General features: G+C 69.4%; 14 protein-coding genes. 13 read left to right on the top strand and 1 reads right to left on the bottom strand.

Annotation, left to right across the window (positions count from 1 at the left end; genetic code table 11):
• The first annotated feature begins 48 nt into the window (after positions 1–48).
• From GEV26_RS13665 to GEV26_RS13625, 9 genes are all read left to right on the top strand, one after another.
• Positions 49–1,560, top strand: coding sequence for an APC family permease (locus GEV26_RS13665; RefSeq protein WP_153653901.1), 1,512 nt, complete (start codon positions 49–51; stop codon positions 1,558–1,560).
• Positions 1,561–1,583: 23 nt separating this feature from the next.
• On the top strand, positions 1,584–2,237 hold the full coding sequence (locus tag GEV26_RS13660) for a hypothetical protein (RefSeq protein ID WP_153653899.1): 654 nt from the start codon (positions 1,584–1,586) through the stop codon (positions 2,235–2,237).
• Entirely contained in the window at positions 2,237–3,160 is a 924-nt protein-coding gene (locus GEV26_RS13655) for a nucleoside triphosphate pyrophosphohydrolase (protein WP_153653897.1), read from the top strand. The genes GEV26_RS13660 and GEV26_RS13655 overlap by 1 nt, the downstream gene beginning before the upstream one ends.
• Positions 3,161–3,199: 39 nt before the next feature.
• Entirely contained in the window at positions 3,200–4,477 is a 1,278-nt protein-coding gene (eno, locus tag GEV26_RS13650) for a phosphopyruvate hydratase (RefSeq protein ID WP_153653895.1), read from the top strand.
• A 141-nt stretch (positions 4,478–4,618) separates the two neighbouring features.
• On the top strand, positions 4,619–5,053 hold the full coding sequence (locus GEV26_RS13645; protein WP_194839862.1) for an FtsB family cell division protein: 435 nt from the start codon (positions 4,619–4,621) through the stop codon (positions 5,051–5,053).
• Entirely contained in the window at positions 5,050–5,571 is a 522-nt protein-coding gene (locus GEV26_RS13640; RefSeq protein ID WP_243838759.1) for a DUF501 domain-containing protein, read from the top strand. The genes GEV26_RS13645 and GEV26_RS13640 overlap by 4 nt, the downstream gene beginning before the upstream one ends.
• 84 nt (positions 5,572–5,655) lie before the next feature.
• A complete protein-coding gene (locus GEV26_RS13635) occupies positions 5,656–6,990 on the top strand; it encodes a cation:dicarboxylate symporter family transporter (RefSeq protein WP_153653892.1) in 1,335 nt (444 codons plus the stop codon).
• A 32-nt stretch (positions 6,991–7,022) separates the two neighbouring features.
• A complete protein-coding gene (locus GEV26_RS13630; RefSeq protein WP_153653890.1) occupies positions 7,023–7,949 on the top strand; it encodes a Ppx/GppA phosphatase family protein in 927 nt (308 codons plus the stop codon).
• Between the two features lie 46 nt (positions 7,950–7,995).
• Positions 7,996–9,480 carry a mannitol dehydrogenase family protein gene (locus GEV26_RS13625; RefSeq protein WP_153653888.1) on the top strand — a complete coding sequence of 495 codons (1,485 nt, stop codon included), beginning with the start codon at positions 7,996–7,998 and terminating at the stop codon, positions 9,478–9,480.
• A 27-nt stretch (positions 9,481–9,507) separates the two neighbouring features.
• Here GEV26_RS13625 and GEV26_RS13620 read toward each other — a convergent pair whose 3' ends face one another.
• Positions 9,508–10,518 (bottom strand): LacI family DNA-binding transcriptional regulator, encoded by a 1,011-nt coding sequence (locus tag GEV26_RS13620; RefSeq protein WP_153910198.1) that lies wholly within the window; start codon positions 10,516–10,518, stop codon positions 9,508–9,510.
• 118 nt (positions 10,519–10,636) lie between these two features.
• Between GEV26_RS13620 and GEV26_RS13615 the strand changes: the two genes are divergently transcribed.
• From GEV26_RS13615 to rhaS, 4 genes are read left to right on the top strand one after another with little or no spacing between them, the layout of a single operon-like run.
• Positions 10,637–12,145, top strand: a complete 1,509-nt coding sequence (locus tag GEV26_RS13615; RefSeq protein ID WP_153653886.1) for a sugar ABC transporter ATP-binding protein — start codon at positions 10,637–10,639, stop codon at positions 12,143–12,145.
• Entirely contained in the window at positions 12,142–13,173 is a 1,032-nt protein-coding gene (locus GEV26_RS13610; protein WP_153653884.1) for an ABC transporter permease, read from the top strand. The genes GEV26_RS13615 and GEV26_RS13610 overlap by 4 nt, the downstream gene beginning before the upstream one ends.
• A complete protein-coding gene (locus GEV26_RS13605) occupies positions 13,170–14,264 on the top strand; it encodes an ABC transporter permease (RefSeq protein ID WP_153653883.1) in 1,095 nt (364 codons plus the stop codon). The genes GEV26_RS13610 and GEV26_RS13605 overlap by 4 nt, the downstream gene beginning before the upstream one ends.
• Complete coding sequence (gene rhaS, locus GEV26_RS13600; RefSeq protein ID WP_153653881.1) at positions 14,261–15,295, top strand: rhamnose ABC transporter substrate-binding protein; 1,035 nt, start codon at positions 14,261–14,263, stop codon at positions 15,293–15,295. The genes GEV26_RS13605 and rhaS overlap by 4 nt, the downstream gene beginning before the upstream one ends.
• The last annotated feature ends 14 nt before the right edge of the window (positions 15,296–15,309 follow it).

Below are 15,309 nucleotides of genomic sequence, written 5' to 3'. Positions count from 1 at the left end.
ACGTCGCCTACAGTTGCGGGCGACAACTGCCGGTCTACGATCGACCCCATGCCCATCCGCGGATCGCTCAAGCACCTGGTGCGCACCAAGGACGTCGACGACGTCATTCACCAGAACGACGACGATCCCTCCGGGGATGACCACCACACCCGGCTGAGCCGCCGACTGACGGTGTGGGACCTCATGGGATTCGGCATCGGCATCGTCATCGGTACGGGCATCTTCACCCTGACCGGCACCGCCGCGAAGGACAATGCCGGACCGGCGGTCATGATCTCGTTCCTCATCGCCGGCATCGTGGCGATGCTCGCGGCGCTCTGCTACGCCGAGCTGGCGGCCGCCGTCCCCACCGCCGGCAGCTCGTACACCTATGCGTACACGACGATCGGCGAGATCTTCGCCTGGATCATCGCCTGGGACCTGATCCTGGAGTTCGCGCTCGGCGCCGCCGTCGTGGCACGTGGCTGGTCGGGCTACCTGCAAGGTGTGTTCGACCTGCCGAGGGCGTTCTTCGGCGAGGACGACAGCGTGGTCAACCTCGGTGCGGTGTTCATCGTGCTCGTCCTGGGCGTCGTCGCCGCGATGGGCATCCGTGAGTCAAAGCTGGTGACCAACTCGCTGGTGGTCATCAAGGTCTCGATCTGCCTGTTCATCATCGCGGTCGGGCTGTTCTACGTGAACATGGACAACCAGAAGCCGTACATCCCCCCGAGTGAGAAGGTCGAGGGAGCCAGCGGGCTCAAGCAGCCCCTGTGGCAGTGGGTCACCGGCGTCGACCAGACCGCCTACGGCGTGACCGGCGTGCTGGTGGCGGCGGCGATCGTCTTCTTCGCCTACTCGGGCTTCGAGGCCGTCGCCAACCTCGGCGAGGAGACGAAGAACCCCGGCAAGGACATGCCACGCGGGCTCATCGGCACCCTGATCGTCTGCACCGTGCTCTACGTGGCCGTCTGCTTCGTGCTGACCGGCATGGTCAAGTACACCCGGCTGAGCACGGGCGAGCCGCTCGCCGACGCCTTCGACCAGGCGGGTCTCGGCTGGGCCAGCATCATCATCGGGACGGCTGCGGTCGCGGGCCTGACGTCGGTGATCCTGGTCGACATCGTCGCGATGGGCCGCATCGGTTTCGCGCTGTGCCGCGACGGGCTGCTCCCGCCGGCGATCGGCCGGATCCACCCGAAGTACCAGACCCCCGTCGTCATCACGGTCGGGACGACCGTCGCGGTCGCGGTCCTGGCCGCATTCGTGCCGCTCGCGGTGCTCGCCGAGATGGTGTCGATCGGCACCCTGTTCGCCTTCCTCGTCGTGTCGGTGGCCGTCGTCGTGCTCCGTCGCACCAAGCCGCGGATGAAGCGGCCCTTCCGCACCCCGCAGGTGCCGCTGCTCCCGGTCGTGTCGGGGGTGCTGTGCATCGCGCTGATGACCAACCTGGCCGTGGAGACCTGGCTGCGGTTCCTGGTGTGGCTCGCGCTCGGCCTGATCGTCTACCTGGCGTACGGCCGGCACCACTCCAAGCTGCACACGAAGATCCCTCTCGAGAGGGACGGCGCCGACCGGTGACCCCGCGCGGATAGTCTGTGACCATGCTCACTCGCGTACGTGCTGTCGTCCTCGCCGTGGCCGGCCTGTCGCTCGCCGCGTGCGGCAACGTCCACCCCGGTTCGGCCGCGGTCGTGGACGGGAAGACGATCTCGATGAAGACGCTCGACGAGACCGCGCAGGCGTACTGCACGCTCACCCTCAATGCGGCGCAGCAGCAGGGAGGTGCGGTCCAGGCGATCAGCAACGCCGACATCCGTCGCCAGGCGGTCGTGGCTCTCGCGACCTCGGTCGTGGCGGAGGACCTTGCCAAGCGGGAGGACCTCGACGTCAGGCCCAGTGCCTGGGAGGTCACGCCCAGCATGCGCGACCAGCTCGCCAAGGCGTTCCCGAACGCGAACGTCGACGAGCTCGCGAGGGCCATCGAGGAGGACAACAAGGTCTCGGTGATCGCGATCGCCCTGGCTGCCAAGCGGACCGGTCAGGCCCCGTCGGAGGCCAATCAGCAGCAGCTGCTCCAGATCGGCCGCGACGAGATCACCAAGGCGTTCGCGGACGAGGACGTGAAGTTCGCACCGCGCTTCGGCCTGAGTTCGTCCGGACAGGTCCGTGCGGACACCGGCTCGATCTCGGTGGCGCCGGTGGATCTCGAGGCCACGCCGGCCGAGGAGCTCCCGGACACGCAGCGCTGCTCCTGATGCAGATCCTGGTCCTCAGCCCGCGCGTCGCGCCGGGCATCCTCACGCTCGCGGCGTGGGACGCGCTGCGAGCGGCGACCGTCGTGCGCGCAGCCGAGGACGGACCGCACGTGCGGGCCGTCATCGCCTCCGGGGTGGCCGTCGAGGTCACGCCGGGGACGCCGTCGCTCGACCCGGGCACGGTGTGGATCGCCCCCGTGGGTGATGCCGCCTGGGCCCGCGCGGTTGCGGACGACCTGATGGGCGGCTCCGCATCGGACGAGGAGTCGGTCGAGGTGGTGTTCGGCTCGTACGACCTGCCGGGCTCGGCCCTGCTGGACGTCGTCGAGGTCATGGACCGGCTGCGGCGGGAGTGCCCGTGGACGAGCCGGCAGACGCACGCGAGCCTCAGCCGCTACCTGCTGGAGGAGGCGCACGAGACGCTCGAGGCCCTCGACAGCGGCGACGGCGAGCACCTGCGCGAGGAGCTCGGCGATCTCCTGATGCAGATCGTGTTCCACGCGCGGATCGCGGCCGAGGAATCGGCCGAGGAGGGCGGCGGCTGGGACATCGACGACGTCGCGGCGGGCATCACGGCCAAGCTGATCCGTCGCAGCCCCCACGTCTTCGCGGACGGAGCGGCGAGCACGCCGGAGGAGGTCGATGCCGCCTGGCAGCGGCTCAAGGCCAGCGAGAAGCAGCGGTCCTCGCCCCTCGAGGGCGTCCCCGCCACGCTGCCCGCCCTGGCGTACGCCGACAAGATCATCGGTCGCCTGGGTGACGTCGACGTGTCGGGCGACGATCTCGGGTCGCGCCTGCTCGCGCTCGTGGCCGAGGCGCGAGCGCAGGGCCTGGACGCCGAGGAGACGCTGCGCCAGGCCGTGCGCCGGCTCGTCCAGGACCCCCGGGCGAGGCGGGTCGGAGTGCAGGCGCCGCGGGACTAGGCTGTCCACGCAGGTTCTTTCACTCAGAGGAGCGGTCTCTTGGCACGCATCGACGCCGTCGGCGCACGGGAAATTCTGGATTCACGGGGCAACCCGACCGTCGAGGTCGAGGTCGCCCTCGACGACGGCACGATCGGCCGCGCGGCGGTGCCCTCCGGCGCGTCGACCGGGGCCTTCGAGGCCGTCGAGCTTAGGGACGGCGGATCGCGCTACCTCGGCAAGGGCGTGCTCAAGGCCGTCGCGGGCGTCAACGACCGCATCGGCCCGGCCCTGGTGGGCTTCGACGCCGACGACCAGCGCGCGCTCGACCAGGCGATGCTGGACCTCGACGGCACGGCCAACAAGGCCACGCTCGGCGCCAACGCGATCCTCGGCGTCTCGCTGGCCACGGCCCGCGCCGCCGCCGAGTCGGCCAAGCTGCCGCTGTTCCGCTACGTCGGCGGGCCCAACGCCCACGTGCTGCCGGTGCCGATGATGAACATCCTCAACGGCGGCTCGCACGCGGACTCCAACGTGGACGTCCAAGAGTTCATGATCGCCCCGATCGGTGCCGAGTCGTTCTCCGAGGCGTTGCGTCACGGCGCCGAGGTCTACCACGCGCTGAAGTCGGTGCTCAACGAGCGCGGGCTCTCGACGGGCCTCGGCGACGAGGGCGGCTTCGCCCCCAACCTCGACTCCAACCGGGCCGCGCTCGAGCTCATCTCGGTCGCGATCGAGAAGGCCGGCCTGCGGGTCGGCACCGACATCGCGATGGCGCTCGACGTCGCCGCGTCGGAGTTCTTCACCGACGGCGCCTACGCGTTCGAGGGTGCGCAGAAGTCGGCCGAGGAGATGTCGGCCTACTACGCGCAGCTGGCCGCGGACTTCCCGATCGTCTCGATCGAGGACCCGCTGGACGAGGACGACTGGTCCGGGTGGGCGACGCTGACCGAGACGATCGGCGACGACGTCCAGATCGTCGGTGACGACCTGTTCGTCACGAACGTCGAGCGCCTGACCCGCGGCATCGAGGAGGGCGCGGCCAATGCGCTGCTCGTCAAGGTCAACCAGATCGGCTCGCTCACCGAGACGCTGGACTCGGTCGACCTCGCCCACCGCCACGGCTTCGCGTGCATGATGAGCCACCGCTCGGGCGAGACCGAGGACACCACGATCGCCGACCTCGCCGTCGCGACCAACTGTGGCCAGATCAAGACCGGCGCCCCGGCCCGGTCCGACCGGGTCGCGAAGTACAACCAGCTGCTCCGCATCGAGGAGCTCCTCGGCTCGTCGGCGACGTACGCCGGCGCGTCCGCGTTCCCGCGGCTGGCGCTCTGACCCATGGCCGCACGTTCACCTCGCGGTCCCGGTCGGCCGCCTCGTGGGGGAGCACCCACGGGGAAGCCGACCGGGCAGCGGGGTGCGCGTCCGGCCGACCGGCCCGACTCGCCGTCGCGGCCGGGCATCTCTGCGGCGTCCGTGCCGCGGCTGACCACGCGCGCGATCGTGCTGCTCGCAGTCGTGCTGCTGCTGCTCGCGTCCTACACCTCGACGCTGCACGCGTGGTGGCAGCAGCGAGGCGAGATCCAGCAGACGCGCGCGCAGATCGCCTCGACCCGCGACGACATCGCCGAGCTCGAGGACCAGAAGCAACGCTGGAACGATCCCGCGTACGTCAAGCAGCAGGCCAAGGAACGCTTCGGCTGGGTCTCGCCCGGTGAGGTGGGCTACCGCGTGATCGGCAGCGACGGCAAGGTGCAGGGTGCGGACGTCCCGACCCTCGACGCCCCGCCGGAGGCCGAGCAGCCGCAGTGGTACGACAAGCTCTGGGGAAGCGTCAAGGAGTCCGGCAAGGACCCGAAGCCGCGCCCCACCACGACCCCCGACCCGGACAAGGTGCTGAAGGACCAGTGAACGTCGCCCAGACCGACCTCGATGCCGTCGCCGAGCAGCTCGGCCGCCCCCCGCGGGGCATTCTCGAGATCATGTCGCGCTGCCCCTCGGGGCACCCCAACGTCGTCAAGACCGAGCCGCGCCTCGACGACGGCACCCCGTTCCCGACGATGTTCTACCTCACGTGCCCGCGCCTCGCGGGCGAGATCGGCACGCTCGAGGCGTCGGGTCTCATGCGCGAGATGACCCAGCGCATCGCCGACGACCCAGAGCTCGCGGCCCACTACGCGCGCGCCCACGAGTCGTACCTCGCCGAGCGCGAGGCCCTCGGCCACGTCCCGGAGATCGCGGGCATCTCGGCCGGCGGCATGCCGACCCGCGTCAAGTGCCTGCACGTCCTGGTGGCCCACTCGCTCGCGAAGGGTCCCGGGGTCAACCCGCTGGGCGACGAGACGATCGAGCTGCTCGGCGCGTGGTGGGAAGGCACCCCGTGTGCCGCGGACTGGGTCGAGCCCGACCCCGATCCCGCCGCCGACTGATCTGCACGTGCGCCCCTGCCCCATCCGGGTGAGGATGGGGGCAGTCGGGGGGCTGTGACCCCCGTCACGTCCCCGGGAGCGTCCATGAGCAGCAGCACGCCCAAGGTCCGCAAGGATCGCAGCCACTACCTCTACATCGGCGTGATCGTGGCGGTCGTCGCCGGCATCACCCTCGGCATCGTCGTCCCGGACTTCGCAGTCAAGCTGCAGCCCCTGGGTGACCTGTTCGTCAACCTGGTCAAGATGATGATCTCGCCGGTCATCTTCTGCACGATCGTCCTCGGGGTCGGTTCGGTCGCGAGCGCGGCGCAGGTCGGCAAGGTCGGCGGTCTCGCGCTCGGCTACTTCATCACGATGTCCACGTTCGCCCTGGCGATCGGCCTGGTCGTCGGCAACCTGATCAAGCCCGGCGAGGGCCTGAACCTCACTGACGAGCTGCGGTCCGCAGGCGCCGAGCAGGTGGGGGAGAAGGAGAGCGGCTGGGACTTCGTCCTCGGCATCGTCCCCGACACCCTGGTCTCGGCCCTGACGTCCGGCGAGGTCCTGCAGACCCTCTTCGTCGCGCTGCTGTTCGGCTTCGCGCTGCAGGCCATGGGCTCGGCCGGCCAACCCGTCCTCACGGGCATCGAGCACATCCAGAGGGTCGTGTTCCGGATCCTCGCGATGATCATGTGGCTCGCGCCGATCGGCGCCTTCGGTGCGATGGCGGCGGTCGTCGGGGCCACGGGCGTGGACGCGCTCAAGAGCCTCGCCATGGTGATGATCGCGTTCTACATCACCTGCGTCCTGTTCGTCTTCGGCATCCTCGGGACGCTGCTGCGGGTCGCCTCCGGCGTCAGCGTGTTCTCCCTGCTGAGGTATCTCGGCCGCGAGTTCCTGCTGATCGTCTCGACGTCGTCCTCGGAGTCTGCGCTCCCGCGGCTGATCGCCAAGATGGAGCATGCCGGCGTCGACCGCACGACGGTCGGGGTCGTGGTGCCGACCGGCTACTCGTTCAACCTCGACGGCACCGCGATCTACCTCACGATGGCCTCGCTGTTCGTGGCGGAGGCGATGGGTGACCCGCTGTCGATCGGCGAGCAGATCTCGCTGCTGGTCTTCATGATCATCGCCTCGAAGGGAGCCGCCGGCGTCTCGGGCGCGGGCCTGGCCACCCTGGCCGGCGGCCTCAACTCCCACCGACCCGACCTGGTCGAGGGCGTCGGCCTGATCGTCGGGATCGACCGGTTCATGTCCGAGGCGCGGGCTCTGACGAACTTCGCGGGCAACAGCATCGCGACCGTGCTCGTGGGTCACTGGACCGGCTCGCTCGACCGGGCCCAGCTCGATGCCGTGCTGGCGGGGGAGCGGCCCTTCGACGAGGCGACGATGCTGGACTCACCGGACGAGGAGGAGCAGCGCCAGGTGACGCCCGCCTGACGCCTCCCGCGGCAGCCGATACGATCATCGCCATGCCTGCCGACCCCCGTCGCCGCGTTGCGGCGATCGACTGTGGCACCAACTCCATCCGCCTCCTGGTCAGCGACATCGACGGGGAGACCAAGACGGACCTGCTGCGCGAGATGCGCGTCGTCAGGCTGGGGGAGGGAGTGGACCGCACGGGGCACCTCGCGGACGAGGCCGTCGCGCGTACGCTGCAGGCCACGCGCGAGTACGCCGAGCTCATCGCGATGTTCGGCGTCTCGGACATCAGGTTCTGTGCGACGTCCGCGATGCGCGACGCCGACAACGGTGCCGAGCTCGAGGACGCGGTCGAGGGCATCCTCGGCGTACGACCGGTGGTGCTCGCGGGTGTCGACGAGGCCCGCGCGTCCTTCCTCGGGGCGACCCGCGACCTGGAGCAGGTGCGGACCCTCGTGGTGGACATCGGCGGTGGATCGACCGAGCTCGTGGTCGGCACGGCCGACGAGATCGAGTGGTCGGTGTCGCTCGACGTGGGATCCGTGCGGCTGACCGAGCGGTTCCTCGCAGGTGACCCCGCACGCGTCAACGAGGTCGCCGACTGCATGACCCACCTCGACGACGTCTTCCGTCCCGTGCTCGCGGGCCTCGCCCCGATCAGCTCGTTCGTGGGGGTGGCCGGCACGATCACGACCGTCGCCGCGCACTCGCTCGGCCTGCCGTCGTACGACTCGGCGATCATTCACGGCGCGAAGCTGGCCCTGGAGGACGTGCAGGCCGCGTGCCTGTCGCTCGTCGGCATGTCCGTCGCGGACCGGCGCGCCCTGCCGTTCATGCACCCGGGCCGAGCCGACGTCATCGGCGGCGGCGCACTGATCCTGGACCGGCTGATCGAGCTGCTGCCCCTGGAGACCGACACGCTGGTGGTCAGCGAGCACGACATCCTCGACGGCATCGCGTGGGACATGGTCTCCTGACGGGCGCTCGGCTGCGGATGCGGCGGCGCTGAGCCATGATGACTCCATGAGGCTGAGCGACGCGTCGTTGGCAGACCTGCCACCTGAGGTCGCGAGGCCGACCTACGAGCGTTCGGCGGTGTCGCCGGGCATCGTGCACGTGGGGGTCGGCGGGTTCCACCGCTCGCACCAGGCGGTCTTCGTCGACCGGCTCCTCGAGGCCGGCGCGACGGAATGGGGCATCTGTGGCGTGGGTCTGCTCCCGCCGGACCGGGAGATGCAGGCGGCGCTCGCGGCGCAGGACCACCTCTACACCGTGGTGGAGCGACACCCTGACGGCGACGTGCAGGCGCGCGTCATCGGCTCGATCGTGGACTTCCTGTACGCGCCCGACGACACCGAGGCCGCCATCGAGAAGATGGCGGCAGAGGCGACCCGCATCGTGTCGCTGACGATCACCGAGGGCGGCTACAACCTGATCGGCGGGGACGGGGAGTTCGACGCCGACGCCCCGGCGGTCACGGCGGATCTCGAGCCGGGTGCGACGCCCGCGACGGTGTTCGGCATCGTCGCCGAGGCGCTCGACCGCCGTCGCCGGCGCGGTCTGGAGCCGTTCACGGTCGTCTCGTGCGACAACATCGAGGCCAACGGCGCCGTGGCCCGTCGGGCGATCCAGGGTTTCGCGGCTCTGCGCGATGACGAGCTGGCCGCGTGGATCGAGCAGCGCGTCGCCTTTCCCCACAGCATGGTCGACCGCATCACCCCGGTGACGACCGATGCGGACCGCGAGTTCCTGGCGGAGCGGTTCGGCATCGACGACGCGCGTCCGGTGACCTGCGAGCCCTACCTCCAGTGGGTCATCAGTGACGAGTTCAGCGCTGGCCGGCCCGACCTCGAGGGCGTCGGGGTGACCGTGGTCGACGACGTCCGCCCCCACGAGCTCATGAAGCTGCGTCTGCTGAACGCGAGCCACCAGGTCATGGGCTACCTCGGATCGCTCGCCGGGCTGACCCACGTCCACGACGCCGCCCACGACGAGGACTTCGCGGCGCTGGTCGAGGGCTACATGGAGCACGAGGGACAGCCGACCCTCGAGCCCGTGCCCGACGTCGACTTCGCCGCCTACCGGGCCACGCTCATGCAGCGGTTCGGCAACGCCCACATCGCCGACACGCTGGCCCGTCAGTGCGTCGACGGATCGGAGCGGCTGCCAAAGTTCCTGCTTCCCGTCCTGCGTGCCCAGCTCGCGGCGGGCGGCGAGATCGACCGCGCGGTGCTGGCCCTCGCGGGGTGGGCGCGCTACGCCGAGGGCGTCGACGACGAAGGTCGGCCGCTCGAGCTCGTCGACGTCCGGCACGACGAGATCACCACGGCGGCCACGAGACAGGACGGCGATCCCGCCGCGATGCTGTCGCTCTCGATGTTCGAAGGTGTCCGGGACGACGAGCGGTTCGTGACCGCGTACGTGACGGCGATGCAAGGGCTGCGCGACCACGGAGCCCGGGCCTCGGTCAGGGAGCTCGGGGACCCCCTGCTGTCGCACGGACGCTGATGGTCCGGCGTCGGGCGCGGCGCTGGACTAGCCCCCGGTCGAGCGGCGGACGACGAGCTGCGGCTTGAGCGTGACGTGCTGGACCTTCGAGCCCGCGGGGTCGGCGATGACGCCGATCAGCGTCCTCGCGGCGACCGAGCCCATGTCGTGTGCCGGCTGACGCACCGACGACAGCGGGATGGCCGCCGACGCGGCGAAGTCGATGTCGTCGTAGCCGATGATCGCGATGTCGTCCGGCACGCGTAGCCCGGCGAGCGTCAGCGCCTGCAGCACGCCGAGGGCGATGAGGTCGTTGGCTGCGAAGACCGCATCGGGACGCTGCTTGGCGGGCAGCGCGAGGAGCTGCTCGACGCCGGCGCGACCCGCCTCGGCGTTCATGGCATCGGTCTCCACGAACGTGAGCTCGGCGGCACCACCGTGCTGCTCGACGGCGAGCCGGGCGGCAGCGAGACGGGTCTTGACCTGGGTGATCTTGGCCGGCCCGCCGATGAACACGATGCGCTCGCGGCCCGTCGCCAGCAGGTGCTCGGTCGCGATGCGACCGCCCATCTTGTCGTCGAGGGCGACCGAGGAGAACTCCTTCGCGCGGGTCATGCGGTCGACCAGCACGACGCTCGTCCCACGGTCGCGCAGTCGCCGCAGCCGGTCCAGGACGTCACCGACCGGCGTGATGAGCACGCCGTCCATGCGCTGCTGCTCGAACAGGTCGAGGTAGTTGGTCTCGCGCGCGGGCTGCTGGGCGCTGTTGCCGAGGATGAGCGGGCGCTGCTGGTCGAGCAGGACGTCCTCCACGCCACGCGCGACGTCGGTGAAGAACGGGTTGCCGATGTCGAGCACGATCATGCCGATCGCGCGGTTGGTGCCGGCCCGGAGCTGCCGCGCTGCATCGTTGCGGATGTAGCCCAGCTCGTCGATGGCCGCCTGGATGCGCGCGAACGTGTCGGGGGAGACCTTCGACGGGTGGTTCAGCGCATTGGACACCGTCGCGGGGGACACGCCGGCCAGAGCGGCGACGTCACGCACCTGGGCCACGGGCATGTCGAGGAGGTTAACACGATTTAACCAAACGGGTTGACGAACCCGCGATTGCCGACCTACAGTCTCGGAGTTGTACATTAAAACGATTCAAAGACGCCGTACAGATCACGGAGATCACATGAACACGAGCGGTCCTGTCGCTCTGCAGCTCCAGCAGGTGCGCAAGTCCTTCGGGCCCGTCGCCGCGCTGCGATCGGGCAGTCTGACGGTGCACTCGGGGTCGATCCACGCCCTGGTGGGCGAGAACGGCGCCGGCAAGTCGACCCTGGTCAAGATCATCGCAGGGCTCTACCAGCGCGACGGTGGCGAGTTCCTGCTGCACGGCAAGAGCGTCGACTTCTCCTCGACCGCCGCGTCGAAGGACGCCGGCATCGCCGTCATCTACCAGGAGCCCACGCTCTTCCCCGACCTGTCGGTCACCGAGAACCTGTTCATGGGCCGTCAGCCGCTCGGCGCGGGTCGTCGCATCGACCGCAAGGCGATGCACGCCGAGGCGCAGCGGCTGTTCCAGCGACTCGGCGTCAACCTGGACCCGCGGCGCCTGGCCGAGGGCCTGTCGATCGCGGACCAGCAGATCATCGAGATCGCCAAGGCCATCTCCCTGGACGCCAGCGTCCTGATCATGGACGAGCCGACGGCCGCCCTGAGCGGTGTCGAGGTCGACCGGCTGTTCGCGGTCGCGCGCAGCCTGCGCGACGAGGGACGTGCCCTCGTGTTCATCTCGCACCGCTTCGAGGAGGTCTTCGCGCTGTGCGACATGGTCACGGTCATGCGTGACGGCGAGTACATCTCGACCGACCCGATCGCCGAGACCACCAGCGGGGAGATCGTCGCCAAGATGGTCGGCCGCGAGGTCGGCGACCTGTTCCCCAAGACGCCCGCCGTGATCGGCGACCCGGTGCTGCAGGTCAGCAACCTCGAGCGCGCCGGCGTGTTCCACGACGTCAGCTTCGAGGTCCGCTCGGGTGAGATCGTCGCACTGGCCGGCCTGGTCGGGGCTGGGCGCAGTGAGATCGCCCGCGCGGTCTTCGGCGTCGACGCGTACGACTCCGGCACCGTCGTCCTCGGCGGCACGCCCGTCCCGGCGCGCAACCCGCGGGCCGCGATCCGCCTCGGCATGGCCTTCGTCCCCGAGGACCGCCGCCAGCAGGGACTCGTCGTCGACGCGTCCGTCGCGCACAACGTCGCGGCCGTGATCCGGGGCAAGCTCGCGAAGCTCGGGATCCTCACGCGTGCCGCGGAGAACAAGGCTGCCGCGCCCTGGGCCGGACGGCTCGAGGTCAAGACCAACGCGCTCAGCATGAACGCCGCGACGATGAGCGGCGGCAACCAGCAGAAGGTCGTCATCGCCAAGTGGCTCGCGACGGATCCCCAGCTGCTGATCATCGACGAGCCGACCCGCGGCATCGACGTGGGCACCAAGTCCGAGGTCCACCGTCTCCTCTCCGAGCTGGCCGGCCAGGGCATGGCGATCCTCATGATCTCCTCCGAGCTGCCCGAGGTGCTGGGCATGGCCGACCGCGTCCTCGTCGTCAACGAGGGACGCATCACCGCAGACATCGACCGCGCGGACGCGACGCCCGAGAGCGTCATGACCGCCGCCACGAACGCTGGAGTCCCCGCATGACCGACACCCTCGTCGCCCCGAGCAGGAAGTCGTCCGCCCAGCGGTTCGTCTCGACGCTCCTCACCTCTCGTGAGTCAGCCATCGCGCTGGTGCTCGTGCTGGTCGTGCTCGCCGCGACGTCGCAGCGCCAGTCGTTCCTGTTCAGCAGCGACAGCTGGCGTGACCTGCTGCTGGCCCCGGCGATCCTGCTCCTGCTGGCGGTCGGCCAGTCGGTGGTCATCATCACCCGCAACATCGACCTCTCGGTCGGCTCGACGCTGGCACTCACCGCGTACCTGACGGGCCGGCTCTTCGTCGACAACCCGGGCATCCCGATCGTGCTGGTGTTCGTCATCGGCATCGCCGTCGGCGCCGGGCTCGGACTGATCAACGGTCTGCTCGTGGCGTTCGGCAGGGTCCCCGCGCTGGTCATCACCCTCGGGACGCTCTACATCTACCGCGGCGTGGTCCTCGAGTGGGCCGGCAGCAACCGCATCAACGCCTCCGACATGCCGTCGGGATTCCTGTCCCTCGGCACCAAGTCGATCCTGTCCATCCCGGTGCTCACGATCATCGCCGTCGTGGTGCTGGTCGCGGTGGGCTACTACCTGCGGACCACTCGCGGCGGGCGTGAGCTCTACGCGATCGGGTCCGATCCTGATGCCGCCCACCTCTACGGCCTGAAGGTGCGCCGTCGCGTCGCCGGTGCGTTCGTCCTGTGCGGCGCCCTGGCCGGTCTCGCCGGCGTGCTGTTCGCGGCCCGCTACGGCACGGTCGCCTCCAACGCCGGCAGCGGCATCGAGCTGCAGGCGATCGGCGCGGCCGTGATCGGCGGCGTCGCGATCTTCGGCGGCAGCGGATCGGTCTGGGGCGCCGCGATCGGAGCCTGGCTGCTCATCACGATCAACCGTGCTCTGCCCATCATCGGCGTGCAGGACTTCTGGCAGCAGGCCGTCGTCGGCGTGCTCATCATCGGCGCGATCGTCCTGGACCGGCTCCTCGCCGTCCGTAGATCGCGCAAGCTCATCGAGGCGAGGGACGCATCATGACCACCACCACAGACCCCGCGACCACGACCAGGCGCACGTACGCGTCCTATGCCAAGCCGTTGTGGCAGCGCGTCATCCTGACCCGCGAGTTCGCCGTCATCGCGCTGCTGCTCGTCGTGTTCTTCTACTCGCGCAGCGAGGTCCCGGCCTTCGACGGCCCGCTGACGGTCTACTACCTGCTGCTCGACCTCGCACCGATCCTGCTGATCGCCCTGCCCATGACGCTCATCATCATCACGGGGGAGATCGACCTGTCGGTCGCCAGCGTGGTCGGGCTCAGCAGCGTCCTGGTCGGCGACCTGCACCAGAGCGGCTGGTCGATCCCGTCGGCTGCGCTCGTGGCGATCGCGGTCGGCATCGTGTGCGGGGCGTTCAACGGCTTCCTCATCGCGTACGTCGGGCTGCCCTCCCTGGCCGTGACGATCGGCACGCTCGCGCTCTACCGCGGTCTCGCGGTCGGTCTGCTCGGCACCACGGCTGTGACCGACTTCCCCGAGAAGTGGACCGATCTGGCCAAGGACCGGATCGGCGACAGCAGCTATCCGGTCATCATGATCCCGTTCCTGGTGCTGGCGATCTTCTTCATCGTGCTCCTGCACTTCACCTCGTTCGGCCGGGGGATCTTCGACATCGGCCTGAACGACGAGGCCGCCCACTTCACCGGCGTCAACGTGGCCCGCACCAAGTTCTTGCTGTTCGTGATGGCCGGAGCGGTCGCCGCGTTCGCAGGTGTCTACTTCACGTTGCGGTTCGGCAGTGCGCGTGGCGACAACGCGACCGGCATGGAGATGCGCGTCATCGCGGCGGTCCTGCTCGGCGGCGTGTCCATCTTCGGCGGACGGGGGGCGCTGCACGGCGTCATCCCCGGCGTCCTGCTGATCGGTGTCATCTCCAGCGCACTGCGCCTGGAGGACGTCACCGACAACATCATCAACATCATCATCGGCTTGCTCCTCGTGATCTCCGTGATGTCCACCAGCTTCCTGTCCGCGGTCTCTCGGGCGACGACAGGGATCAAGAAGCGGGGCGGCTCTCGCCCCGATGAGCGCCAGCAGCTGGCGTCAGCTCACACCGAAGGGAAGAACGAATGAAGTTCAACAAGAAGCGGGCCAGCGCCCTGACGGCACTGGTTGCCAGCGCTGCGCTCACGCTCTCCGCGTGCGGCGGCAGCGACAGCAGCGAGGGCAGTGGAAGCGGCACGGACGGCAAGTCCGTCTCGGTCACCTTCTTGCCCAAGAACCTGGGCAACCCGTACTTCGACACGAGCGACAAGGGCGGCAAGACCGCCGTCAAGGAGTTCGGCGGCAAGTTCTCCGAGGTCGGCCCGCAGGAGGCCAGCCCCGACGCGCAGGTCCCGTTCATCAACACCGCGGCGCAGCAGGGCGTCAACGCGCTCGTCGTCTCGGCCAACGACCCCAAGGCCATCGGTGACGCACTGGAGGAGGCTCGCGACGCGGGCACCAAGGTCGTCACGTTCGACTCCGACGTCGAGCCGGAGTACCGCGACCTGTTCATCAACCAGGCCAGCGCCGAGGGCATCGCCAAGGTGCAGGTCAAGATGATCGCCGAGCAGATCGGTGGCAAGGGCCAGATCGCGATCCTGTCGGCCGCGGCCAACGCCACCAACCAGAACACGTGGATCGACCTCATGAAGAAGGACCTCGAGGCCAACCACCCCGACATCGAGCTCGTCGACACGGTCTACGGCAACGATGACGACCAGACGTCGTTCGACAAGACGTCGGCGCTGCTGCAGAAGTACCCGAAGCTCAAGGGCATCGTCTCGCCCACGACCGTCGGCATCGCCGCGGCCGCGCGCTACGTGTCCGACTCGGACTACAAGGGCAAGGTCAAGGTCACGGGCCTCGGCACGCCGAACCAGATGCGTGAGTACGTCGAGAACGGCACCGTCGATGCGTTCGCGCTGTGGAACCCCGAGGACCTCGGCTACCTGGCGGCATTCGCGGCCAAGGCGCTCGTCGACGGCGACATCTCGGGCAAGGAGGGTGACAAGTTCACCGCCGGCAAGCTCGGTGACTACACCGTCGGCAAGGACGGCGTCGTCGTGCTGGGCGACCCGTTCGAGTTCAACAAGGACAACATCGGCGACTTCGACTTCTGAGTCGATGAACCGCG

It is taken from the genome of Aeromicrobium yanjiei (assembly GCF_009649075.1).
Classification (GTDB): domain Bacteria; phylum Actinomycetota; class Actinomycetes; order Propionibacteriales; family Nocardioidaceae; genus Aeromicrobium; species Aeromicrobium yanjiei.
The sequence above is the reverse complement of the archived record's forward strand: the minus strand, read 5'-3'. Positions and strand labels throughout refer to the sequence as shown.